Origin of the sequence: Bifidobacterium sp. wkB344 (assembly GCF_003688305.1) — a bacterium.
In the GTDB taxonomy this organism is placed as follows: domain Bacteria; phylum Actinomycetota; class Actinomycetes; order Actinomycetales; family Bifidobacteriaceae; genus Bombiscardovia; species Bombiscardovia mizhiensis.
Genome location: NZ_NPOQ01000024.1, coordinates 175,595 through 201,172, shown reverse-complemented (window position 1 = coordinate 201,172; position 25,578 = coordinate 175,595). Strand labels below are relative to the sequence as shown.

16 protein-coding genes and 1 tRNA gene are annotated in these 25,578 nt (G+C 55.7%); 2 read left to right on the top strand and 15 right to left on the bottom strand.

The genetic code is table 11. The features are described 5' to 3' along the window. The first annotated feature begins 275 nt into the window (after positions 1 to 275). Positions 276 to 1,667 carry an MATE family efflux transporter gene (locus tag CI601_RS07605; RefSeq protein WP_395948017.1) on the top strand — a complete coding sequence of 464 codons (1,392 nt, stop codon included), beginning with the start codon at positions 276 to 278 and terminating at the stop codon, positions 1,665 to 1,667. A 92-nt stretch (positions 1,668 to 1,759) separates the two neighbouring features. Here CI601_RS07605 and CI601_RS07600 read toward each other — a convergent pair whose 3' ends face one another. The 11 genes from CI601_RS07600 to CI601_RS07545 all read right to left on the bottom strand — a co-directional run bounded on the left by CI601_RS07600 (position 1,760) and on the right by CI601_RS07545 (position 13,341). After that, on the bottom strand, positions 1,760 to 2,098 hold the full coding sequence (locus tag CI601_RS07600) for a P-II family nitrogen regulator (RefSeq protein WP_121914953.1): 339 nt from the start codon (positions 2,096 to 2,098) through the stop codon (positions 1,760 to 1,762). 17 nt (positions 2,099 to 2,115) lie between these two features. Beyond that, the gene (locus CI601_RS07595) at positions 2,116 to 3,381 is read right to left on the bottom strand and encodes an ammonium transporter (protein ID WP_121914952.1); all 1,266 of its coding nucleotides are present in this window, start codon (positions 3,379 to 3,381) and stop codon (positions 2,116 to 2,118) included. Positions 3,382 to 3,571: 190 nt separating this feature from the next. Further along, entirely contained in the window at positions 3,572 to 4,789 is a 1,218-nt protein-coding gene (ftsY, locus tag CI601_RS07590) for a signal recognition particle-docking protein FtsY (RefSeq protein ID WP_121914951.1), read from the bottom strand. Between the two features lie 49 nt (positions 4,790 to 4,838). Then, complete coding sequence (locus tag CI601_RS07585) at positions 4,839 to 5,402, bottom strand: hypothetical protein (RefSeq protein ID WP_121914950.1); 564 nt, start codon at positions 5,400 to 5,402, stop codon at positions 4,839 to 4,841. Between the two features lie 225 nt (positions 5,403 to 5,627). Then, positions 5,628 to 6,359 carry an ABC transporter permease gene (locus CI601_RS07580; RefSeq protein ID WP_121914949.1) on the bottom strand — a complete coding sequence of 244 codons (732 nt, stop codon included), beginning with the start codon at positions 6,357 to 6,359 and terminating at the stop codon, positions 5,628 to 5,630. Next, positions 6,356 to 7,264, bottom strand: a complete 909-nt coding sequence (locus CI601_RS07575) for an ABC transporter ATP-binding protein (protein ID WP_121914948.1) — start codon at positions 7,262 to 7,264, stop codon at positions 6,356 to 6,358. Before CI601_RS07575 ends, CI601_RS07580 begins: the two co-directional genes overlap by 4 nt. A 1,062-nt stretch (positions 7,265 to 8,326) precedes the next feature. Beyond that, positions 8,327 to 8,890: a GNAT family N-acetyltransferase gene (locus CI601_RS07565; protein ID WP_121914946.1), complete on the bottom strand. Its 564-nt coding sequence runs from the start codon at positions 8,888 to 8,890 to the stop codon at positions 8,327 to 8,329. Positions 8,891 to 9,211: 321 nt separating this feature from the next. Further along, positions 9,212 to 9,886, bottom strand: a complete 675-nt coding sequence (locus tag CI601_RS07560) for a response regulator transcription factor (protein WP_121914945.1) — start codon at positions 9,884 to 9,886, stop codon at positions 9,212 to 9,214. Next, complete coding sequence (locus CI601_RS07555; RefSeq protein WP_183129809.1) at positions 9,879 to 10,784, bottom strand: sensor histidine kinase; 906 nt, start codon at positions 10,782 to 10,784, stop codon at positions 9,879 to 9,881. Before CI601_RS07555 ends, CI601_RS07560 begins: the two co-directional genes overlap by 8 nt. A 398-nt stretch (positions 10,785 to 11,182) precedes the next feature. Then, a complete protein-coding gene (locus tag CI601_RS07550; protein WP_121914943.1) occupies positions 11,183 to 12,604 on the bottom strand; it encodes an FtsX-like permease family protein in 1,422 nt (473 codons plus the stop codon). Continuing rightward, positions 12,604 to 13,341, bottom strand: coding sequence for an ABC transporter ATP-binding protein (locus CI601_RS07545; RefSeq protein WP_121914942.1), 738 nt, complete (start codon positions 13,339 to 13,341; stop codon positions 12,604 to 12,606). The genes CI601_RS07550 and CI601_RS07545 overlap by 1 nt, the downstream gene beginning before the upstream one ends. Before the next feature lie 497 nt (positions 13,342 to 13,838). On the opposite strand from CI601_RS07545, the gene CI601_RS07540 reads away from it, so the two are divergent. Next, positions 13,839 to 13,911: transfer RNA gene (locus tag CI601_RS07540), tRNA-Lys, on the top strand. 1,042 nt (positions 13,912 to 14,953) lie between these two features. Here CI601_RS07540 and CI601_RS07535 read toward each other — a convergent pair. From CI601_RS07535 to CI601_RS08390, 4 genes are all read right to left on the bottom strand, one after another. Beyond that, positions 14,954 to 17,278: a P-loop NTPase fold protein gene (locus tag CI601_RS07535; RefSeq protein ID WP_183129808.1), complete on the bottom strand. Its 2,325-nt coding sequence runs from the start codon at positions 17,276 to 17,278 to the stop codon at positions 14,954 to 14,956. Between the two features lie 398 nt (positions 17,279 to 17,676). Continuing rightward, the gene (locus tag CI601_RS07530; protein ID WP_121914940.1) at positions 17,677 to 21,513 is read right to left on the bottom strand and encodes an AAA domain-containing protein; all 3,837 of its coding nucleotides are present in this window, start codon (positions 21,511 to 21,513) and stop codon (positions 17,677 to 17,679) included. 121 nt (positions 21,514 to 21,634) lie between these two features. Then, on the bottom strand, positions 21,635 to 24,673 hold the full coding sequence (locus tag CI601_RS07525) for a cation-translocating P-type ATPase (RefSeq protein ID WP_395948016.1): 3,039 nt from the start codon (positions 24,671 to 24,673) through the stop codon (positions 21,635 to 21,637). 454 nt (positions 24,674 to 25,127) lie between these two features. Beyond that, positions 25,128 to 25,514, bottom strand: coding sequence for a hypothetical protein (locus CI601_RS08390; RefSeq protein ID WP_144177819.1), 387 nt, complete (start codon positions 25,512 to 25,514; stop codon positions 25,128 to 25,130). Positions 25,515 to 25,578: the final 64 nt, after the last annotated feature.

Sequence of the window (25,578 nt, the reverse complement as noted above, 5' to 3'; positions counted from 1 at the left end):
ACCAGGAGGCACCGAGCCACCCGGTGCAGCACAGAGTCGCCTCTGCATGTGCATAGAAAAATAAGTTATCCACATTCAAGGCGTGTCCTAGAGGACATGTGCGCAACTTATCCACCTCATGGGTATAACTCTGTGTAAAACTTGGGGACAGTCTTCCACATCATCAATCCAGCTTGCACTCGGGCCTGTTTGGTGATATGGCGTCTACCGGCAAGGCGTCCACGGACTGACTTCCAGAGGTTGTGTCTTCAGCCCAGAGCATTAGCATGACGTCCATGCGCAGCCAGAGGAACATCACCGAAACCAAGACCGGATCAATCACGCCGGAAGAACGGCGGGCGACCTACCGGACCATCGCTGGACTGGCCATACCCACCTTCGGCCAGCTGATCGCCTCCCCGCTCTTCGTCATGATCGACACCGCCATCGTGGGCCACATCAGCGACTCGGCCCTGGCCGGGCTCTCCATCGGATCCACCGTGGTGCTGACCACCGTGGGCCTGTGCATCTTCCTGGCCTACGGAACCACCTCCCAGGTGGCCCGACTCATGGGCGCCGGCCGCCGCAGGGAGGGGATGCAGGCCGGTGTGGACGGCATGTGGCTGGCCTTCGTCATCGGCCTGGTCGTTTGTGCCGTTCTCCTGGCTTTGAGTCGGCCCATCTGCAGCCTGATGGGAGCCCGCGGGTCGGTCCTGCAGGCAGCGCAGACCTATCTGAACGCTCTGGTCTTCGGCCTCCCGGCCATGCTCCTGGTCTACGCGGCCAACGGCATCTTCCGGGGACTGCAAAAGGTAAAGATCACCCTGGTGGCCGCCGTGTCGGGCGCCATACTCAACACCGCCCTGGAGGTCCTTCTGGTCTTCGGCCTGCACATGGACATTCTGGGCTCGGGCGTGGCCACCCTGATCGCCGAGTGGGCCATGGGGCTCTTCCTGACCATTCCCGCCCTGGTCTGGGCACGTCGGGAAGGCGCCCAGCTGCGGCCCCGGCTCTCAGGCATGGCGGCCAGCATGGGCGACGGCTTCCCGCTCTTCCTGCGGACTCTGGCCCTGCGGGTCTGCCTGTTTATGACCGTGGTGGCTGCGGCTCACCTGGGCGAGCAGGTGTTGGCCGCCTACCAGGGGGTCAATTCGGCCTGGAACTTCGGCCTGAACATGCTGGACGCCGTAGGCATCGCCGGCCAATCACTGGTAGCCACCGAGCTGGGTGCCGGACAGCGGTCACGGGCAAGGGTCATGACCGATCTGTCAGCCAAGGCCGGCATGGCCATGGGAGTGCTGGTCGGACTGGTCATGATCGCCTTGGGCCTCTTCGCCGCTCCCCTGTTTAGCCCAACGCCAGCCATAAGGTCGCTGATCACCGTGGGCATGATCGTCCAAGGGGTCTTCATGCCCGTAGCCGGATGGATGTGGGCACTGGACGGGATCCTGATCGGGGCTGGGGACTATCGCTACCTGGCAGCCACCTGCTCCCTGACGGCTGTAATCTACGTGATCGGCCTGCTGGGCATGACTGCTCTGGCTGTGAACTGGACACCCACCTGGCGGATAGCCATGCTCTGGGCCGTGCTCAATGTCCTCTTCATCGGCGTCAGGGCCATCTGCAATGGCCTGAGAACGCGTACCGATGTCTGGATGGGAACAATCGACCAGGCCAGCCAAGCCTGAAAAAACATAGAAAAAGCAGGACCCCGACTGCCGGACCATGAAATCGGTCACAGCGACGGGATCCTGCCGAAACTGGTCAGCGGGTGGCTGCCTCAGATGGCGTCGACGCCGGTCTCCCCGGTACGGACCCTGACCACCGAATCCAGGGTCTGCACCCAGACCTTGCCGTCGCCCACGGTGTTGGTGGCGGCAGCCTGGACGATGGTGTCGACCAGCTCGTCAACACGGCGATCCTCGGTCAGCACCTCCAGGCGCACCTTGGGAACCAGGTCCACCTTGACAGTGCTGCCCCGGTAGACCTCCTTATGGCCGCCCTGCCGACCATAGCCCTGGGCTGACGAGATGGTCATGCCGTGCACACCGACCTCGTTGAGGGCCTGCTTAATCTGATCCAGCCGCCCGGGCTGAACGATGGCGGTAATGAGTTTCATGCTGCCTTCCTTTCTGATCAGTTCAGAATGGACCCGAAGTCGTAGGCGCTCTCACCCTGATCGCTCTGATCGACGCCGATGACCTCCTGATCCTTGCTGACTCGCCAACCAATGGTCTTCTCCAGTGCAAAGGCGATCACACCGGTTACTACAGCTGCGTAGATGATCGCAATCAGCGCCACCAGGAACTGAACCAGCAGCTGCCGGAAATTGCCGCCGGCCAGGAAGCCCGTGCCGGTACCAAAGAAGCCTATCAGCAGCGTGCCCAATAAACCACCCACACCGTGGATGCCTACCACATCCAAGGAGTCGTCATAGGCGAAACGGAACTTGAGCCCGCAGGCCAGGCAGCAGACGAAACCAGCCAGGAGGCCGATGACCATGGCCCAGAGCGGGGAAACCACGTCGGCCGCTGGAGTGATGGCCACCAGGCCAGCGACCATGCCGGATGCAGCACCCATGGCGGTGTAATGCCCAGTACGGATCCGTTCAGTAAAGAGCCAGCCCAGGGTGGCAGCGCTGGCGGCCATGGTCGTGGAGACCCAGGCATATCCAGCCGTGCCATTGGCGGCGAAGGCAGAACCGGCATTGAAACCGAACCATCCAAACCAGAGCAGGAAGGCGCCAAGCATGACCATGGGCACATTGTGGGGGCGTATGGACTCCTTGGGAAAGCCTATACGCCTGCCGATGATGAGCACAATGACCAGGGCTGCTACTGCCGCGTTGATGTGGATGACCGTACCGCCTGCGAAGTCATGTGCCTGGGCTCCAATGGCGTTGGAGATGGGTCCATCGGCAGCCAGCAGTCCGTGATTCCAGACCATGTGGGCCATGGGCGCGTAATCCAAGGTGACCCAGAGGGCCACGAAAATCATCCAGGTGCTGATTCTGACTCGCTCTGCCAGGGCTCCCGAGATCAGGGCCACACAGATCATGGCGAAGGCGGCTTGGAAGGCGATGTCCACCGTGTGCGGGTAGGCAGCGTTTGCGGAATCAAGCGAGGTGAAGACCCCATCCTTGGCCGTGACCGTATCCTTGAGCAGGAAGCCGGTGACTGGGTCGCCGAAGATGCCACCGATATCCTTGCCTGCAAAGGAAATCGACCAGCCCCAGAAGGCCCAAATAACGCCCGTCACGGCAATGGCCAACGTGGACATCATCATCATGTTGAGCACAGCCTTGGCTCGGACCATACCCCCATAGAAGAAAGCCACCGCTGGAGTCATCAGGAAAACCATGGATGCCGCTACCAGCATCCATGCAGCATTTCCAGAATCCATGCCTACACCTCTCTTTTCCCCATCCGGACGGGCAGTCCCCAATAAAGAGGGCTTCCCTCCGGACAGCCTACGTCAGATTCTCTTCCACTTCCCGATTCATCAAACAGGAAGAGGATGACGGTCAGGTCACCGTCGCATTACCTGCGAGTGACTATTGGATGACCACTTTATGACCAGCCGAACGGCCGGACTATTCGTCTCCCAGAATGCCGTCGACAAAGGATTCGGGGTCGAAAACGGCAAGATCGTCGGGTCCCTCGCCCAGCCCAACCAGCTTGACAGGCACACCCAGCTCACGCTGGACCGAAACGACGATGCCGCCCTTGGCTGAGCCGTCCAGCTTGGTCAGGACGATGCCCGTGACCCCGATGGCCTGGGCGAAGACCTGAGCCTGGATCATCCCGTTCTGCCCGGTGGTGGCATCCAGGACCAGCAGAACCTCGTCCACGGGCAGGTTCTTCTCGATCACCCGCCGGATTTTACCCAGCTGATCCATCAGATTGGCCTTGTTCTGCAGACGGCCGGCTGTGTCCACAATGAGGACATCTGCCTGATCATTTTTGGCCCGTTCAGCCGCTTCGAAGGCCACAGAGGCCGGGTCGGCGCCGTCGCGGTCACTGCGGACCACGGGCACACCCACCTTGCCGCCCCAGGTCTCCAACTGGTCAGCGGCGGCGGCACGGAAGGTGTCGGCGGCACCCATGACCACCGACTTGCCATCGGCCACGAAGAGTCTGGCCAGCTTGCCCGCCGTAGTGGTCTTGCCTGTGCCGTTGACACCTACCATGATGATGACCGACGGCCTGTTGGCCTGAGGTCGGGCAGCCACCAGAGTTCGATCCATATTGGGGTCGACCAGATCGATCAGGCGCTGACGAAGACCACGACGCACTGTTGCAGGGTCCTTCTGCCCGGTAATACGGGCATCGTCACGCAACTGCTTCACCAGCTGTTCGCTGGCCTCGGCGCCCACATCCGCCATGAGCAGGGTGTCTTCCACATCCTCCCAGTCGGACTCGCTCAGATGGTCCTTGGTCAGAATGGCAAAAAGGGCCTTGCCGAAGGGGTTGGGGCTCTTGGCCAGCCTGGCCTTGAGTCTGGTCATACGGGATGCAGAGGCCTCCGGATGAGCCAGCTCCTCCTGCGCCGACGATGCCGCTTGCTCAACCGAGGACGGCTGGCTGGACTCCTTTGAATCGACTGAGCCGGAACCCGCAGAAGTGTCCGGATTGGGGGAAGCACCCGATGCATGCGAATCCGCTGGGGAGGCATCAGGCTCTTGCACCCTGTCGGAGCGCGTGGAATCCCCCTGGGACCGGCGTTTACGGACCGCCACCAGAATGCCGACCACCGCCAGCACCAGGACGATCAGCACCGCGATAAGAATAAGGAGCTGCTGTGTTGTCATAGGTACCAGCCTAAAGGCGAAAAGGGACACGGACGGTCACCACCAGCGATCACTTTCCGCTTGGATAGCTCGTTCCCGCCTGCGAACCGCTCTTGACTGCTGGAATGACGTCGGAGGTGGTGGACTGAGGCTCCCGTCGCTGCGAACGCGAAGGCTCAAGGCTGGGTGATCGCAGGGTGGAGCTCCTGGGAGCTGGAGGCCCAGAGGCCGTAGAAGCCAACTGCGCGGCATTCTTCTGTTGTCTCGGGTTGACCGACGATGTGGAATCGTTGCTCGGTGGCGGGGGCAGATTTATTTCGACCGTGGAATCGGAGGCCAGCATGCCTCGAACCTCCACCACGGAGGAGGAATTGACATAGACCGGATAGGGATGTTCGGAATCTTCAGCGGTTGATGCATCCTCGCCCGATCCAGGGGCGAAAGACAGGTGCCCCCCTGCTACACGCGGCAGCTGATTCTCTCGCTCCTGCTGACGGCGGGCGGCCCTGTGCACGCGCTCATTCAGAGACTGGGAGAAGGCACGGTCCTGGGACTCGCCAAGCGCCAGACGCATGACGAATACGATGAATGCCGCCACCACCAGCACCCATATCAGGACAATCAGCCAGACCATACACGCCATTCTCTCAGAAGAATGCCACAGACGCGCTAAGACACGAGGAATCTATCGGTCTCTTTCACACTGACGGGTCAGCGTATGCTCAAGATCCTTCTTATATCCGAGGCGGCTGCAGGCAGCGAAGAAAGGTTCGCGCAGGAATTACCCTAAACCGAGGCCACAACTACCATTCAAGAAACGAGAAGTGTTTTGGGATACGGTGCATAACCGCCAGCAGTATTATTTCCAGCGAAAACCGTATATGGAAACAAGCCCTAAGGTCATGCAGCCCACGGCCAGGTATAGAATCCCGAGCCAGGCATGAGGCCAGGTGCCCGATCCAATCAGCATCATCGACAAGGCCTCCCTCATGTGATATAGGGGCGTATAGGGGGCGATGGTCTGCACCCAGGACGGCAACATATTGAGCGGCATCATAGCTCCGCCAATGAAGCCTAGGGGCAGAATAATGATGTTCGCAAGGATGGATACCCCTGCGATGGAGTAAATTATCATGGCGATAATGACACCCAGGAAAAAGAACAAAAGATAACCCAGGACCAAGGGAAGCAATCCCGACAAAAACGTCGGTTTCAGCCTCATTCCCATGACCATTCCCAAGATGACAAGCACTACAGCCTGCGCCAGGAGGACGACGATACCCACAACAGCCTGGGAGAGGATAACCACATTCCAGGATAGAGGAAAATTGCGAACCGTCTGAAGCATGCCATTCTCGCGCCAGAGGGCAAGGTGCGAAGCACCGGCAAAAATACCCACGTAGGCCGCACCAAACGCAATGACATTGGCGCTGATTTGACTGGCAATATCAACTCCAGGAACGTAGCTCTTAAAAGACAGGACCAGGACCAGCAACAAGGCTATAGGAAAGAGAAAGGTGAAAACCAAAGTGGACCAGTCACGAATATCGTAGTGGAACATCAACTTGAATAGAGTTTTGAAGCTGTTCATTTGACGTTCTCCTTTTCGAGAAGGCGAAGGTAGACATCCTCCAGACGCCCATCCTTGACTTGCGCCTGGCTTGTATTGATCCCTGAATCAACCAATTTCGCGAAAGTAACTCCGGTATCCCTGGTGCGAACTGTTAGACCGTCGGGTGTGGCTTTTACATAGTCAGCTCCCACGAGACGGGCTACATGATCGGCCTGATCCAAGGCATTCGGAAGAAGAATGGTCGATTCCATCTCTGCTTGCGCAATAAGCTTGCTAGGACTGGCCGTCACGAGAATATGCTTATCCGCCAAGATCGAGACCACGTTGCACAACCGCTCCGCCTCGTCCAGATGGTGCGTTGTATAAAGAACCGTGGCGGCCAATTGTTGACTGGATTTGAGCAGGCTCACAAGGTCATGGCGTGACTCAGGATCGAGGGCAGCAGTGGGTTCGTCCAAAAAGAGCAGCCGAGGATGGTGGACGACAGCCGTGGCGATGGCCAGTCTCTGTTGTTCGCCGCCGGACAATGATTCAACCTTGTTGGATGCCACATGATCCAGTTTCAATGCATCAATAAGATCGTCCACACGCGACCGGGGCACCTGGTAGATATCGGCCACTGCAGTAAGGTGCTCAAGGAGCGTCGTTTTGGGGAAGAAGGACGACTTTTGAGGCTGGATGCCTATTTGGCGGAGCAGGGCCAAGTTGCGTGGATAGGGCGTCTTGCCCAGAACGGAGACCGTTCCCTCAACCGGTTTTTGCAGTCCTTCCAAGACGGTGAACAAGGTTGTCTTTCCAGCGCCATTTGGCCCGATGACCCCATGGAAGGCCCCTTCTTCAACCTCCAATGAAAGATGAGAGAGAATTGTTTTGTTCTTTATTCGAACAGTAAGGTTCGATACGCTTACTTCGATATTGCCCATTCCAGAGCCTTTCAGCGTCAATACTGATGTGGTAAAGCGCGGGTTGTGTCGTCTATTGTTGCTTGCCTATTCATGACCATTTCAATTTGCTGAGTCTGGGCAGGCAGGGGAAAGAATCAGTTCAAATTCCGGCCCAGCATATTCTGGTGATTTTTGGCTCCGACAGTCTTTGCCATGAGACCATCTGCTTCAACTACGATAGCTTATTAATCCATATTCTTTCCTCACCCATGAGCCCAGAATTTCAGGCATTTTCTAATAAAATACAAGCTGGATCAGACATAAAACCGCCACCGTCCCACAAATTATGGCGTCCAAGAGCACGTACTGACAAACACTGATTCCACTACTGGTTTACCTGCAGCTGGAACAGCATATTCCCATTTATCAAGCGGGCCACCAAGGGGCGGACGGGTACATCTACTTTGTTCCCAATCGGCACTTTGGTAAGAGAAGTCATACCAGTATCAGCAAAAGCGGATATTGAGAAAAGTGCGATGCTTGTTCCCCAGGCTCATGCTCACCAGTGGGGAGGTTGACCGCCGACAACAGTAGACCGCGCGAACGAACAGCGACGGCGATGATGCGAAACTCTGCAAGTTATCGACGGAACCCACTATTTCGCCCTTTTCGTGTATTGGCTATCTCGAATGTTGCTAGCCTTCACTGTTTCGCAGCCAGTGTCTTATCACCATGAAGATAATCATTATCAGCCAAGCTGCTGGGTACGTGCATAAACCCCAGAACCGTGAACCGGTGACAAACGATATAACATGAGCGAGAATTAATGCCAGGGCAAAAAAGCTGACAGCAATGTCTTGCGGCTTATCGGATGGTTTCTGTGTCGAAGCTGTTTGTCCCATGGCGGTTCCTTTGCCGTCGTACATAATGCACGGAATGTGCATAAAAACAAAATATACACTAACCGGCATTCGCTCAAAATAAGCTTAAAATAAGTTCGCGTTCTGGATGCGCATATACGTCATAGCCGGAGAAAATCATTGCAGAGAGCCTAGCCAGGAAGCAATTACATGAAAGCTGCTTTTGCATCCAAGATTGCGTTTACCGATCTGTTCGTTTCGTAGACAAATCAATCCAATACCGTTCTACTGGCTGACCAGATCTGCTGGGGAGCACATTCTCCAGTTGCCCCCCACGCGAAAGGATGGTCCGGCGGCTGGCCAGATTCGACGGAAAACAAGTAATCAGGACCCTACTCATGCCCAGAGTGGCAGCTTGTCGAAGACATTCATCCAGCATCAGCCCGGCATAGCCCAGCCGGCGACAATCCGGACGAACTGAATAGCCGATGTTGCCGCCCACTCGCAGAAGCGCCTGCGTAAGCTGCAACCTCAGCTGAATCATCCCCGCCAGTTTGCCGCTGGGGTCCATGGCGGCGAACTGCAGAGCTGGCACAAACCCCGGCGGCAGATCATCACCACGCGCCTGACGAGCCACCTCCGGCAGACCAAACCGACGAACCTCATCCAGGCTGTGGCAGTCCTCGAAGGGGCCGAGACCAGCCGCTTCATCCTGAGGCTGAGAACGGCAGGCCTGCAGATATTCCCAGATCATTTCGGCATCCACCGCCCCCGGCCGGTCCAACCTCACCAGATGGATTCTCATAATCCACCTCCTCTGTCGAGTGCTTGGCCACCCTTTGTGCTTCAGCTTACAAGAGCAGCATTCAACGGAACTGGGGTTTCCAAAACAAACAAGTGTCGCCAGGACATGGCGTGCATAACTCAATAGTTGGAACTCAATACAGCAAGAATCACAATGTGTAATGATTGTTCGGCAAAGGTCCAATAAAAGTTCATCCAAACTGAAGTTCTGGGCTTTAGTCCTTAGCTTCAGCTTTATCAGGTCAACGAAAACGTCACTTTGAAATCTATTGTTCTTCCTGCTTTTCTCGTCCCAATTCCCTGAATAGCTGGTCAGGGATCGTCAGCCAGACATTCCGGCCTGAAACCATGTGATGACAATTTGCGTACGATCTCGCAGACCGGTCTTGTCGAGTATGCGGCTTACGTAGCGCCGGACGGAGGTAGTTTCGAGAGCGAGACGCTGGGCTATTTCCTGGTTGGAGAGCCCTTGAGCGATGAGCCCGGCTATCTCGTACTCCCTGGGGGTCAACTTATCCAGCTGCTGTCTGGCCTGCGGATCACTGACCTCATGCCGGGCATAGGCTCTGTCGCGGTTGATGAGCTCTGCTGTGACACGGGGGGTGAGCACCGCGTCCCCATCGGCCACTGCGTGAATGGCTCGGTGCAGGTCTCTGGTGGATACGTCCTTGAGCAGAAAGCCGTAGGCACCTGCGTGCAGACCGGTGAAGGCGTAATCGTCTTCGTCATAGGTGGTCAGGATCAGCGTACGAATCTCGGGGAATTCCTTGGCAATGACCGCAGTAGCGCTGATGCCGTCCATCACCGGCATGCGAACGTCCATCAGGATCACTCGAGGAAGTGGCTGTGCGGCTGCTTTCATCTCTCGAAGTATGGTCACTGCCTCCTGACCGTTGGAGGCTTGTCTGACGACCTGTAGATCGTGGTCGGCCTCGATCATGCGTACCAACCCCTTGCGGAGGAGCGCAAGGTCATCGACCAGCATCAGGTCAATCATGAGCATTGCCCCCTTTCTCACTAGTGCCAGGCAGAACGGCTTCTACTGTCCATCCTCCATTCTTGCCCAGTCCGCAGCTCAGACTCCCTCCCATCAGTCGACATTGCTCGCCAATCTGTTTGAGGCCCACTCCTTGATGATCATGAATAGCCGGTTGCTGATCGCCCAAGGCTGGCCCATGCTTATTCCCATGCCCATCGTCGTGGATGGTGATGCGGAGGGTGCCGTCCTGCCCATAGTCGCGGGAAATGACGATGGTGCTCGGGGCTGAGGCGTGCCGGAGCGTGTTGGTGATGGCCTCCCTGCTGATGATGAAGCAGAGGTTGTCCTGTCTGGGATCGTGCCGCTGATGCCCTGTTTCGGTAGACACGACAGCCAGACCAGCTGCGCGGGCATGGGCGATTACGGTGTCGAGTTCGTCGAGCGTGTGCAGCCTGGAACCAAACCTGCGCCCATCATCATCGGACTCTTCAGGTAGCGCATCATGCTCTTGGACAAGGGTACGGACGGCTTGTCGAGTGTCGGCCAATCCATCCCTGGCAACCTGATTGATGTCCTTAAGCACCTCTTGCAGCTCTTCGATCTCAAGCGAGTCAGCAAATCCTTGGGTCAGGGCGATGATCGTGGTGAGGTCATGGCCCACGCTGTCATGCAACTCCCCTGCCACCTGGGCACGTGATATAGCCTGATCCCTTTGCCTGGCAAGCATCTCAGAGCGGATCCGCTCCTGCTCCTCACGCTGCTGCGTCTCGCGTCGAATCCGGTAAAACCTGACAGCTACGGCAACGGCCGCGACCGCCATGATGACAGCCATCCTGGCCGACCATTCCAGAAAGAGCATGTGCCCGGCATGCATGCTGACGGTGACCAGACTGACGGCCACAACTGACTCACCCACGCCTGCCGCAATCCTAGATGCTGACGATAAGCAGACACAGAAATAGAGAGCGCCTACCAGGGGTATTAGGAAGCTATCGTCCGAGGTGGCAAATGACAGGCCGAGGTATAGCAGGGTCTCTATGGTCGTGATGAGCAGGGGAAATTGTCTGCTCCAGTACAGCAGGCAGGAACACAGGAGTCCGATCAGGCCGATGGCCGTCTTCCAAACGGGCAAAGGAATGTTCTCGGCCCAGACTGGAGGAAACATGGGGGCACTGACATAGAGAAGCGTATACACCAGGCTCAGCAGAGGCATGACGAACCTAGTCAAGCGTTGATTGCTCAATAGCTCGAATAGGTTGGTTGCTATACCCATCATCGCGCCCCCTCACGCTGTCATGCCGAGGATCCCCAGGTTCATTCGCCAGTGTACTGTGCTATCACACCGGCAGGGGAACGACCTACTGATTTGCGCACCGTGACCCAGGAAGCCAGTGATGCCGCCGAAGTCAGAAGCAGGTAGACCAGCACCCAGTGAGCCCAAGGTATGCCAATGCTGGCAGCGCCAAAGATCTTGCGGAATCCGGCAGCGTAGGCCATGACCGGCAGAAGGCTGGAGGTGAAGGATATCAATACGGCGGTAGTCGCCATGATGAACCCTTCGAGAGCGGACATGATTTCAAGTTGGTTCGGGTCCGCGCCAGCAATCGAGATGAGGGACAGATCCAGGCTTCGACCGTGGGCTGAAATCAGGTATCCGGCGCACACTCCAGCCAGCGTGACGACCAGTGCGGGGCCCAGAAGGGTAATGAGCATGGAGAAATCAGAGCTGCTGACATCCAGGTTGGGAGGCAGCAGACGACTGGAATCAGCGCTGGTCTGATAGAAGGAATCAGTCATCATCAGCAATGAAACCCCCACAATAAGAGGTATGACCGTGGAGCTGAGACTGCGCATGCGGGCACTGGCTTGCCGACAAGCAACCAGCCATGAAGGCTGGCGAAGAGCGACGAGCCTAGTCCAGCCGCTGGTGACCGTGCCCAGCAGGGAGGGACCTGCCAAACAGATTGCGACGAGAAGGAGTATGAAACCGAAAGTGCTTCCCATGGCGATAGGCAGGATGGGTGCCGCGGTGTGCAAACGGACCAGTTGCTCATCAGGCATGGTCCGCGCTTGCATAATCGGCATCAGCATGACTACCAATGCTGCCAGCAAACACAAGGCAGCGGCGATACGACGAATAGAACCCGCTGTTTTGGGAGGAATGATTGCAGCACGCAGAGATTCCACGGGACTGATCCTGCTGATGGTTCGGATGGTCAGCAGCGTGCCGATCAAGGCCACCAGTACTCCGCATGAGGTTCCTGCTGCCCAGGAAGCAAGCTGGTGGCTGGCGATGAAAGGCTGCCTGCCGATCAGGAACTGTGAGGTCTCCCAGGCGTAGAGGGGACGGGCCAGCAGCAAAGAAGCCGCCAGCGAGACTACACTGGCCGCGAGCGCCAAGATGGACACCCGCAGACAGGTCAGTGAGGTCAACTGCCAGGGCGTGGCACCTTGCAGGGCTAGGAGGGCGAGGTTGTGTCTGCGCTGGTTGATCACCGACGAAACTACTTGCAGAACGATCAATACTGTGGCAACGAGAAGAGCCACGAAGGGGATCATCAAGTTTTGGTAGGCAGTGCGGCCTTGCTCGGCCATGCCGGGGAGATCGCCCAGGGCCTTGGCTGAAGAGAGCATCATGGCAAGCAGGCCGACCATGGTCTGCGAGGCGATCAGCACGAGGATGACGCCAGACCAAGCCAGGGGGGCATTCTTGAAATCTCGCAGAAGAAGTCGCATCAGATGCCCGCTTTCGGCATGGGAACCTTGTCGGCTGTGGCTATGCGACCGTCGCACAGATGCACCAGAGTGTTGCAACGGGAGGCGACTTCCGGGCTGTGGGTAACCATGATCACTGCGTGGCCAGGCCTATTGGCGAAGGCGGCGAGCTCATTGACGACCGCGTTGCCGGTCTCCTGGTCAAGGGCGCCAGTAGGCTCATCGGCGAAGATGATATCGGGATCCGAAATCAGCGCCCGGGCCAGAGCCACACGCTGCTGCTCGCCCCCTGACAGGAGGGTCACATTGACCTTGAGCAGTCCCCTGATGCCCAATCTGTCCAGCAGCTTGGCCGCCTGATCCTCCGGCCAGCGGGTCTTGCGCAGAATGAAGGGCAGCTTGAGATTGTCCTCCACGCTCATCGAAGGCACCAGATTATAGGACTGGAAAACGAAGCCCAGGTGCGCACGGCGGAACCGCGCTGACGCTGCAGGCCCCATAGCAGAGATGCGCCGACCCAGGACTTCCACCTGGCCCGAGCTGACGGGTTCGAGACCAGCCAGACAATAGAGCAGGGTTGATTTGCCGCTCCCCGACGGCCCTACAATCCCGGTCATGGCTTTCCAGGAGGCAGTGAACTCCACATTCTCCAAGAGAGTTATAGCCTCCCCTTTCCTGGGTGAAACCTGCTTGCACAGACCTAATGCATGGATGGGGAAAGGCTCGTTCTGGCCCGAAAGATTGGTGTCATGCTTCATAGCAGTATCCAACTCTTGCAAACGGGTGAATGCCAGTATGAGCCTGTGGCGCTCTGCACATACGGCGATGCGTATTGAGCCGGATGTTTCGTCGGAGCTCCCTCCCTCAGCGCACTTGCGAGGACAAGAGGTCGCCTCGCAGAGATGATTCTTTCAATCCGAATACGGGGAATCAACGTCGGCCGCCACTTCGCCATCTGCAGATGGCAAAACATGGTCCGACTCACTGCGCAACGGGTAGGAAGCCACTCTACGCTTTGGCAGAAGCTTTTGACAGACAGGTTGGTTTACTGTCCGGCACGGCTCCCGTCGGCAGGTTCAGAGTTTGCCCCACCCCTCCCCCACGCATCCCAACAGCCTTCTTAAGTGGGCGGAAAGGTAGCGTTTCAAGTTGATATTCTTCGTTGATCTGTACGGGTTCTCGGTCTTGCTTCGCCCGAGAACCGGCTTGCCGCGAACTGGAAAAATCGAGAACAAACATGTAGTGTTGAGCTGTTGCCCCTCTGGCTCAATGGTTAGAGCAGCGTCCTTTTAAGTCGTGGGTTGTGGGTTCGAGTCCCACGGGGGGCACTTTGGATTTGTCACTCAACTTGTGATGAATTGAGTTTGGTCCATCAGCTTGCCCTTCATTCTTATAACGAATAACTAATTCTGTTTCACAAGCCTTAACATGAGCTTTCTGCACAGCTTACCTACTGCATACAGAGTATGCGGGAACGCTTAAATAGAAAGAGAGGTAGCCAATCGCAAAACTCACCTATATATGCCTTGGGTGGTTTTTACCTAAACTATCCGTTTCCCATATGAGCTTTAACCTGCGCCTTGCCCTATATCTTCCTCCTGAATCCGAAACTGAAACACACAACTTCAACTAATACACTTCTACCTGGTTTAACGACGTAACCAGCTTTCTACATTTGTTTATCGCAGTTTATATTCGACTTGACACGCACCCCGAAGCGATGTTTCACAGCCCGTTGATTCGGCCATAACCAAATCGCACAAGATAGCGATGGCGTATTCTTATATTTTATATTCCAATCCACCGCGACCGAGAGAAAACTGGATCATCTAGCCTGTGCCGCACATGCACCATCACCACCGATGTCCACAAAACGCAAAACACGATCCAGTTTTCCTCAGAGAACTAAATAATAAATTCACTCTTATACTATTTGTGACTTATACTATTTATAATGCCGATTACGCCGCAGACAAATTGTCTACTTCATTAAAATTCAACTGTCTTCTAATACTGCAAGGTGACAAAATCTACGTATTAGATGACAAATGGCACAGACAGCACCACGCGAGCCAGAAAAGACCTGGAATTAGATTTTGGCTCACATGTTAATGAATAGAACTTCCACATAAACCGATCGTGCTGGCCGAACCCACTGAGTCACTTGATTCCGCGCAAGCTGATATGCGTCACATCGACCCCCGGAACAGGCATCTAGATGGTTCATAACCGAGGTTGACGCCAAACTTATTTGCTGGCACCAGGAGACCATCAGCCTCACCTGCGGACTCAACGCCAATACTCTCAATGATCTGCACGCCCTCTGGTTCCTTATTGACACCTCGCATATAACGAGTTTGGCAGGAATCGTTACTCGGCCTTACTCCCCATCCACTGATGAATGAGCCCATTCACCTTATCCGCAGGCACAAGCACAGACTCGGATCCAGAACCATCCAGACCACCACTACCAGAAGCCAGTTCATAAGCTGCGATATCCCTCGCATTGCAGGAGTCAGGATTCTCCTTCCAAGAATCTATAAAAGACCGACACAATTCAGGAGTAAGTAGGTATTTCAATAGCGGACTAACCCAGACATATCCAGATTCAGACTCTTGAGTCAATGCTTCGAGCACATATTCAACAAATATGTTATTTGTCACCAATTGATGGAATACTTTAAAAGCTATATATTTGTCATCGTCATCATCAAATATAATTGGAATTATTTCCGCATAGGCTAGCATAAAGGGGCCAGACAGCGGCTTACTCGGCAATTTGAATTCTTGATGCTTGAGCTTATTGCTTAATGCTTTAAAACTATTCTTCCATATCTGTGCTTTGGCGCCTGCCTCAAATGTAAATTTTCGACTAACAGATTGAGCCAGCCAATCGATATTATTTTTGTTCCCAGCCGTATCATTTCCTGTTAGATGATGCTTGGGGAAAAGTTTGTCCTGCATCTCCATAACCAATACTGCCGCTACCCACATCGACACTGGAGAATTTGAATTTGCAATTGTATTCAATATAGCTTCAATATAGTCATCGGTAGACTCGGCACGCATTAAACTAAGCGCGACATCAAGTGATATGCATTTTGTGACAACTTGGCCTTCGTAGAACTTTGCTTCGAGATCGAGACAATATTTCATAATCTTGGCACAGCGTTCAGCACCTAACAATTCGGCGTATTTCCCTGCTTTACCGGCAAAATATTCGTCACTGACGATATACCAATGTTCGTGGTTAAAGGCTGTTTCGTCCAACGGATCGTCGATCAGCAGCTTCTTATAGATATCCTCATGAAGGAGGCCGTTGCCTATGGAAAGCCGGAAATAAGCGTCGAAATGCTCAGCCTTGAATATGCTCCGATATCCCCAAAGCCGTGAAAAAAGCCGATCTTCCGCAACACGGACCTTTTCGACTGCATATCCGACTCTGGGGAACAGGGATTCGACGGCCTGTAAGTTTCTTTCCCTGGCGCGCGTATTGCTCGATGGCATACTTCCCATGTACTCTTCGAGCTCATTATTGCTTTCCATGGAATTATATAAATCGTGGCCAAACTGCTCGAGGTATCCAGGATTGCACAGTTGGTTCTTACTCGCCATGATCCACTCGTGCAGGTCGGGATTGAACACCTCCAGACTGGTGATGCCAAGCAGATCTTCCGTCTCCACATCATCTTTCAGCACCTGATAACGCAGACTGAACTCATTTATCAAACGGTTGACATCCCTCATGTTGTTGACAAATGGAATTACGCAGGATTCATAGATAGTTCGCATTCGGGACGAACTATCGCTGGACCCTCCGTAGGAGCGAGGGGTATCCTGCTCACCAACGATATTGTGTAGCTCATCTTTCAGCCGGTCCAGCACAACTTCTTTTACGGGCTCGGGAAGTCCAATAGGAACCTGGACTATCTTTTCCAAGTATTCATCGCCCTTACCGTGGCAGCTCTTATCCAGCGACCTAGTGACGGAATCCCTGTCATACAGCAGCACATACGTCATATATGGCAGATCGCCCACAGCCTTGACAGCACGCATCACATCTGTGACCTCGTCATCCATCAGGCGATCCAAATCATCAATGAACACGATGATCCTGGTCGCCGACTTATTCAGTTTCTTCTGCAGCTTCCGACGTTGTTTTGAGAGACTTTCAACATCCTTGCTGCTAGGGTCCAAAACTTCCGCAACTTCTTTGAACCCTTTCGCAATTGTCTTATTCGCTGCCGGCAAACTAGCGACATCCATATCAGACATGAAATCGGCAATGTCTGAGGTGGTCTTGCTCACCTTTGCAATATGGCGTTTCACGATGCCCTGCCAACCCGATATTGTATAGGAGATCTGTCTGAATAGCAGGGACACAAGCCGACCACTACCTGAGTACATCCAAGGCTCGAACTCTACAACTATAACTTTTTCTTGTTCTTGCTTTTGTCCTTTCACCTTATCAGAAGGAGCCGCAACAAGCTGTTCGACAAGCATGTTCTTCAATGAAGTCTTGCCCGACCCCCACGGACCCTGAATACCGACAACAAGAGGGCATGGCCCCGTGGACCGCCTCAAACCTAATGCGAGGTTCCGCACGTACTCGCCCCGGCCATATCGATCGTCAGCAACGAACCTGATGGGTTCATCCTGAAGCAATGGAGGATACAACTTTGAACACTCACTCATACACCCAGAGTACATAAACGAGGAGCCCTGCTGTCATACAATCTCGGCTATCAGTTGCCCTGATGGACAATTCTTGAACTTCCCTTGAGAGAACAGGATCACGCGATTAATGCTCGCGTTGTGCTTTCCCGACACTAAAGTCATTACGGGGATAGATCACCACCTGAGTCCCATCCCTGTATTTACACCGAGCAACCCTTTGCTAGATCAGATATCCATTGATTAAGTTATGAGATATAGATAGAGGCTCTTGACAATTGGAAACCTGTATCCCATCACAAGGTAACCTCCCCATTCTCAAACCGACTCTATTTTTCTCCGCAAGAATGACACACATATATCGCTCTGCAATCAAATGCGGATGCTTCGAGATTTAACTTATTTGCATTCCAACTCACTCAAACTTGCGCACTCGCCTCCACCGGCAGGTCCTTGGCAATCCTGGACGTATAGGTTCCATTCTTCCAATCAGAGAGATTGCCGACTACGTAGACACGGCGCTTGGCTCGCGACACAGCGACGTTGAGCAGGTTGGGCGACCCGTTAACCCATGAACGAGAGCCTTCTCCACGCTTGCCGGCCCTGCTGCCAAGAACGATGAAGACCACGTCGGCTTCCCGCCCCTGGGAGGTGTGGACGGTTCCGGCCTGGCTTGATGCCAGCCGGTTGGCTTCGCTGCTGTTGCAACCAGTGCATTGCCGCAAGGCATCCGCGAAGGTGTCACGCACCTGGTTGGCCACAGCCCTGAACGGAGCGATGACCAGAATATTGGTGGGGTCGATCCCGCCCCGGAAGAGCCCGCACAGACGCTTGTGTAGTTCGTAGCCCTCCTGCGGCCTCCATTGCGTTCTCCCGGTTTCGCCGGAATTCGGCGGCACATCGTACCAGCAGGAGGTCGGCAGCTCATCTCCCGCATGAGGCCCGGACGGATAGGCACATGGCTGATGCTCCGGCCCTACGCGAACCATCCTGCCGGAGTAGGCCATATCGTTGCATATGGAGAACATGGGCTCATCGCAGCGCCGATGCACCACCAGAGGCATCCCTAGCCAGTGGTCATCGGTCTCGTCCAGCAGACCGCAAGGCGTCTGGTAATCAACCAAAGCCTGCATGTTTTCGGACTCCAGGCCCAGACGCTGGAGGTGATGGGTGCTCGCCAGGAGTTCTCGCATTGGCTTGGGCATGGTATCCACAGGCTGGAGCTGCATTGGGTCTCCGACCGCAACCGCATGTTTCACGCGCTGCAACAGACCGGCAGCAGCCTGGGGCAGGGCCTGTCCGGCCTCATCCACAATCGCCCAGCCGAGCGCCTCCTTGCCTATCCCCGAAAACATTCTGGATATTGATGCAAAGGACGAGGAGACGACCGGGATCACCAGGAAGAAAGTCTGCCAAGCCACCAGCCTCTCGTCATCCGTAAAACCATTCGACTGCATCACAGCGCAAGCCAGGGAAAGATTGCACATGAACTGGTGGGCAGCACCCATGACGGCCTGCTGATGAAGAGCCAGCGCCTTGATATAGACCTCAGTCCGCGCCTTGCTCCATTCCTGGTCCATCCACACAACATGATCATCGCCAATGTCTGGCCTGGGCCACTGAATCTGCTCGGCCTCAGCAATCTGCTGTTCAAGGGCAGCAAGTTGCCTGGTCAAATTCGCAATCTGTGTTTGGCATTCCCCTAACTTCCGATCACCGACTTCCAACCCTCCATAGAAGGATTGCAACCGCTGATGGACCCTGCTGGCCTGCTCATCAAAATGCTGCTTCGCACGACGCGCCTGCTCCAGATCAGTACGTACCTGAAGCTCATCCTGCTGCCTTTCGTAGCTGTGGAAAAACGACCTTAGAGGATGCGACTTCCAGTAAGACAAGTGAACCTGGCAAATGCTATCAGCCTGCTCCCAAGCAGCTCGCGCATTATTGGCAGCCTGGCCAGCATCCGACATCTGTCGCTCCATTGATTGAACCTGTCCGACATACCTTGAGCGGCTTGCCTTCATGCCATGAAGTTGTTCATTGAGGGTTTTCAACTCGGCTGACAGATTGGATCGCTGATTGCACAGGTCTGAGTAAGAACGCATAAGGTTGTACTGGGCAGTTTTCCTGGCGCGGATGCTCTCTTCCTTCTTCAGCGCAACATTAAAGTCGTTCCTGGCCTTTGCCCAATCGGTCCTACTGCCTCTTTCACCTGGCATGTATTTCAATGACTTATAGATAAACTCGTTTTTGAAGGGCCATAGGAATCGGTTTTTATTGCTCATATTCCCCAAGACCGCCGATATAAGAGCCCAAGCGGATGAGGCATTTGCAGGGCCGCTCCCCTTATCCTGACTCCTGCGATCGGCAATTTGCCCGGCAAAGTCTCGAAAAGCGAACCCACAGGGAACCTGTTTGAATTCACTGTCAAGATAGGTTTCCCACTCGGCGTCTATGGCATCGGCACTGGGCAGATCCTGGCTGACGTTTTCAACAGCCTTGTTGTTACTGGAAGCAACGACAATCTCAAAACCGGTCACCGACGGATCAAGCGTCCAGTAGACATAGTCCTTGTCCTCGTCTGAAGTTGCTCTGGCCAGCCTCCGGGATGTGAAAATATCCTGGGGGCGGGAGAATCCTGCCAACCGCCGAGCCCTGGCCACAATAATCTCGGCTACCACATCCTTGAGCAGGGTGGTCTTGCCGGTTCCAGGAGGGCCATTGACACCTAGCAGCGAAGAGCTGCCATATCCTTCCAGGGCCGCCCGTATTTGATTGATGGCCAGCTGCTGACCTGTTGACTGAAATTGATTGGAAGCACTCGGCCATCGTCCGAATGGCATGCCGGCAGGTTCCGTAAAGTCGCCCACCAGATGCCCCTCAGGGTCCTTCTGCAGATTAAACCGTCGAGGATGACCAATCGATAGATACTGTCTGACCGGCTCAGAAAATATGTCAGGCCCATTTTGATAAAGGTCCTCAAGATCGTCAAGGAAAAAGGAATCCATCATTTCGCCATTTAACGATTCTGAGCTGGCTTCCAGATGGCAATTGACATAATCCCTAATGAGAGGCGAGCCGTCAGCGTGAGCGAAAAGAGGAGAGCTACTCACCGCGCGGTCATCCAGTCCCATCCTATCCGCTACATGCTCAATGAGGCTTTCGATCTCATATCTGCCGACCGGACCTGCCTTGTACATCGGTCGGCCTGCTTCGTCCCCAGAGTCTTCACCAGCCAGACGATTGAATTCGGACTTGAGTTTGCTTTCCGTATCGTCAAATACTTCGATATGCGGCCACCCAGCCGGGCAATCAGGCCAGCCTTCATGATTGAACAGGCAGGAAACCGCCTTGGCATATTGAGAGAGCGTCAATGATCTTGGGACCAGATAGCCATCATCCCCTACGCAGAACTCCATAAGGGAAGCCACGGTAGAAGGACCGCCAGCGCGCCTGCTTTGCCGATGGGCTAGCTCCTGCAACACCTCGTCCTGAGCAGTCTCCTCGGCTGGCGAGAGCTCTCGAACAAGCTTGGCGGCCTTCAACAGCGCATTCGTGACTACACGCTGGGAAAGCCCGACTGCTATTCGAAAACGTTCATGCTTAAGCCACCGATTTTGTTGTCCCACCGCTTCTTGCTGCTCCGAGCTCTCGTCGGTTTTTACCGCCTGGTGGACGGGGCGACGCGCAAATCGACGGTCATAGTCCTTGCGGTAAACGGCACAGGCTGAGCCAGGCCGATTGGCCGTTGTTGACAGCTTTTCCACCACCTGCAGCAGGCGCGAAATCATGGAATCCGTCAGTTCAGTACCTGCCGGCAGAGGGCCGGGCTGCTTAGCCACCTCTAGCCATAGCTGGTTCGTCTCCCCAAGCAGACCGGTTATAGTCTGTTCGTCGAGTCCTGATCTGACCGCCTGTGCGTGCAGCCAGTTCTCCGTATCCTCTGCGAATGAGAAAGGTTTGGTCAGCCGGGCGTTCATGTCTGTCTGCAACCGGTATATTTTCCTGCTCTGCAGGTCGTTATAGAGGTTTGTATAGGAACGATGCTCATTGTCAACCGGCCCGATGAGAAGATCAGCATGAATGTCATTCCATGGAAGTCGCTCCTGCTCAGAAACGCTTACCCTTTGGTCGTCGTTGCGGGAGGAGGATAAAGCAATGAGCTGGTTATCCCTCCAATTTTGTGGCGAGAACAGTTCAACCGCGCACCAATATGACAAAACATCCATTGCATGCTGTTGCTCATCGTTCCCCATATTTGCCAGTATGCGGATAAGCGGGGACAGGTGCAGGAACAGGTTCGAGCCACGGATGAGGCCATAGGAGACAATCCCGATGCGGCATTGTCCAGTCCAATCACCGCATCGGAATAAGCATTCATGCCCGTATCCGTCTGACCGCCCAGTTGAGTAGTTTTCGCAGCTCCGAAGCGATCAGGACCAGGGAAGCCAGCGCGATGCACTCCAGCCAGGCCTGGGGCTGGAGGGGGACGGTGCCGAAGGCCTCGCCCAGGAAGGGCACGTAGATCACCAGGAGCTGCAGCAGGATGGAGATGCCGATGGCGCCCCAGAGCCATGGGTTGCTGAAGAGCCCCTGGAAGGCCGACTTGCGGGAGGAGCGGGAGGCCAGCGCGTTGAAGAGCTGGGCGAAGACCAGGATGGTGAAGCCCATGGTCCGCGCCTCCCTGATCTGCGCCTCGTGGCCGATCGCCTGGACGGACCTGTCGGTGAAGAGGCCGCCGCTCAGGTGCATGTCCATGCCGATCAGGGTGACCAGGGCCATGACCAGGCCTATGTAGATGATGTCAACCCACATGTCCCGGTCGATGACCCGGTCGCTGACGGATCGGGGCGGGCGGTCCATCAGATCGTCGGTCTGCGGATCCACGCCCATGGCCAGCGCGGGCGCCGCGTCGGTCAGGAGGTTGATCCAGAGCAGCTGGGTGGCCAGCAGCGGCACGGTCACGCCCGCCATGCCGGGCTGCGATATGCCCAGAAGACCAGCGAAGACCACGCCGCCGAAGACCGTGAAGACCTCGCCCATGTTGGAGCTGAGCAGGTAGCGCAGGAACTTGCGAATGTTGTCGAAGATGCCCCGGCCCTCTCGCACGGCCTGGACGATGGTGGCGAAATTGTCGTCCGCCAGGATCATCTTGGCCGATTCCTTGGTGACCTCGGTCCCGGTGATGCCCATGGCCACGCCGATGTCTGCGGTCTTGACAGCAGGGGCATCATTGACGCCGTCGCCGGTCATGGCCACGACCTTGCCCTGGTCCTGGAGCGATTCGACGATCTTCAGCTTGTGCTCGGGGGCCACGCGGGCGTAGACGGAGACCTTGGAGGTGGTCTCCCGAAGCTGGTCCGAGTCCATGGCATCCAGCTGCTCGCCGGTGCAGGCGGGCTGGCCAGGCTTGATGATGCCCAGGTCCCCTGCGATTCTGGCTGCGGTGAGCGGATGGTCGCCGGTGATCATGATCGTTCTGATGCCGGCCTTATGGGCCTGATCCACCGCATGGCGAACCTCGGTTCGGGGCGGATCGATGATGCCGACCATGCCCGTCCAGATCAGATTGCTCTCCAGATGGGTGCTTTCCTGGATCACCTTGTCGGCAGACAAGCGAATTGCAGGAGCATGCTGAGACTTTTCAGGCAACCGGTCCGTCTGATCCGTCCCGACCGTGCTTGACGGCCACTCCCCCGCGTCAGCTTCGGCCAGCGCCGACAGCTCCTGGTCGGATACAGGCCGGAAAGCCTGTCCCAAGGTCCTGTAGGCATCCGCCGAGAGACTGCTGACCTGAGCAAGTATCCTTTCCCGATCGGCACTGGTCATAGGTCTGACCTGGCCGCCATCGAGAATCCGGTCGCATCGGCCAAGCAGCACGTCGGGAGCGCCCTTGCAGAAGAGACGTGATTCCCTTTCGTTGTCATCATTCGGGGCAGCCAGAACCGACATGAGCTTGCGCTCGGACGTGAAAGGAATCTCGGCCAGACGACGGTAGCTATCAGCCTTGGCATCAGCGCCGACTTTACGGGCGGCAACAATCAGCGAAACCTCCGTGGGATCGCCGACGCTCTGCCAGTGACCCTGCCCGGATCCAGACTGGGCCTGGGAATCAGGTTCGGCCTCGACCGGCTGCCAATGCAGGTCTCCGTCGTTGGCGATGGCCCCGACCATCAGGGTCTCTTCCACTGCCTCAGCCAGAGATGAACCAATGGTATCTGTCAGTTGTTGATCATCTGACCCACTGGCCTCGAACGGCTGCATGGTTCCCTCCGGAGCGTACCCGGTGCCAGTGAGCCTGACCTGCCCCGAGGGGACGACCACCCGTTCAACGGTCATTTCATTGCGTGTAAGAGTTCCTGTCTTGTCGGAGCAGATGACTGATGCCGATCCCAGGGTCTCCACCGAGCTGAGCTTCTTGACGATGGCATGATGCTTGGCCATGCGCTGCACGCCCAGGGCGAGAACCACAGTCAGGATGGCCGTCAGCCCCTCCGGCACAGCAGCTACGGCCAGAGATACGGCCATGAGCAGGGAATCAATCAGATCCTGGGTTGTCTGAAAGCCTTCCATCAGGGCCAAAGCAGCCAAAACCAGGGCGGCAATCAAGCAGACGGCCAGTCCGAGGAGCTTGGAGACGCGGGCCATCTCCTTCTGTAGGGGCGTGGGTTCCTCCTGGGTATCAGCCAGCATGTCGGCGATCTTCCCGACCTGGGTGTCCATACCAGTAGAGGTGACGATCATGCGCCCGTTCCCCTGGGTCACTGCGGTGCCGTTGAAGACCATGTTGGTTCTGTCACCCAGAGCCTTGGGCTGGTCAAGCCGACCGGGCCGCTTGCCCACCGGCAGCGACTCGCCGGTCAGCGATGCCTCGGCCACGCGCAGACCCGCGGCCTGGAACAGTCTTCCGTCGGCGCCGACCGAATCGCCTTCAGCCAGGACTACTACATCACCAGGCACGATCCTGCTGGTCTCCAGGCTGACCACCCGGCCGCATCGCAGCACCGAGGCGTGCGGGGCCGTCATGCTCGCCAGAGCATCCACAGCCCGCTCGGCCTTAGCCTCCTGAGCGTACCCCAGGGCGGCATTAAGGATGAGGATGATCATGATGACGATGGCATCAAAGGGCAGGGGCTCCCCGCCTCCTGATGCCGGATGTGAGCGTTCCACCACCCAGGGCACCAACGAAATGGCCGTGGCTGCCAGAAGCAGATAGACCAAGGGGTCCTTGAACTGTTGAAGGAATTCCCTCCATGCAGGAACGGGAGGCGCTCCAGCCAGCTCATTAGGACCGAACCTGTCCAGCCGACGCGCCGCCTCGGCCTCATCCAGGCCCCGGTCGGGGTCCACATTCAGAGCAAGGGCAACCTGATCGACACCTACTATAGAAGGGTCCTTGAGGACGGGGCCATTCACTCTGCGCCTCTGCTCATGGCCCTGCCCTGCAGTCGGGATCACGCCGGTATCTGTCGATTTCTCATGCTTGGGATCGCTGGTCAACCCAGTCATGCCACTCTCCTGCTTATGCCACGGAGTAGTCAACGCTTCAGAGGCCCGTTGGAAGAAATCAGAGGCGGCCAGACCAAAACGCTGCGTGGATGCTTGCCAAGTTGAACCAATAATATACATAAACACGGCCGAAGTCGTCAAGGCCTTTGCTTCAGTATGCATTCTCAGGCCTGTCTCATGACAGAGACGGTATCTTTGCTGCACTTAACTTGGCAGCGCCCTAGTTGCCGAATCCCCCCCCCCAAAAAAAATACTAGATCTTCATTAGAAAAGCTTTAATCAATTTGGGCTCATCTGGCATAAAAACCCTTATCTGCCCTGAGAATCCTATTTAAGACCCTCTTGTGATTATTCGACAGGCTCAGCTGGCGTTATCTGAGCAGTAAATAGTCTTATAGGCCAACCATGGTAGTTCTTGCCAGCCGTCTGCCCTAACGATCCTTTCAGTGGAGACACCATTGGAAATAGCACTAAACACGAGAAAGAGAGGAGAGAGACGGACAAAATGCACAACATTATCGATCTGCAGAATAGTAATATCGCCATGAATGATGAAGCCGCTCATCATAGCGGCGTCAGCATATTTGCATGCCACGGCGGTGGGCATGATAATATCTGGAGTTGATGGACCTGCAGCTAATCCACAAAAATATGCCACTGCGATGACGCATTCACCAAAATGGCATGGGCTGTCATTTTTGCCCTGATGACGGCAGGGACAACAGTCATGTAAGTCTATGGGCGCCATCCTTGTATGGCATCCATAGCAATATTCTGATGAAGATTTATAAGTCGCGAGAACGGCGATGATG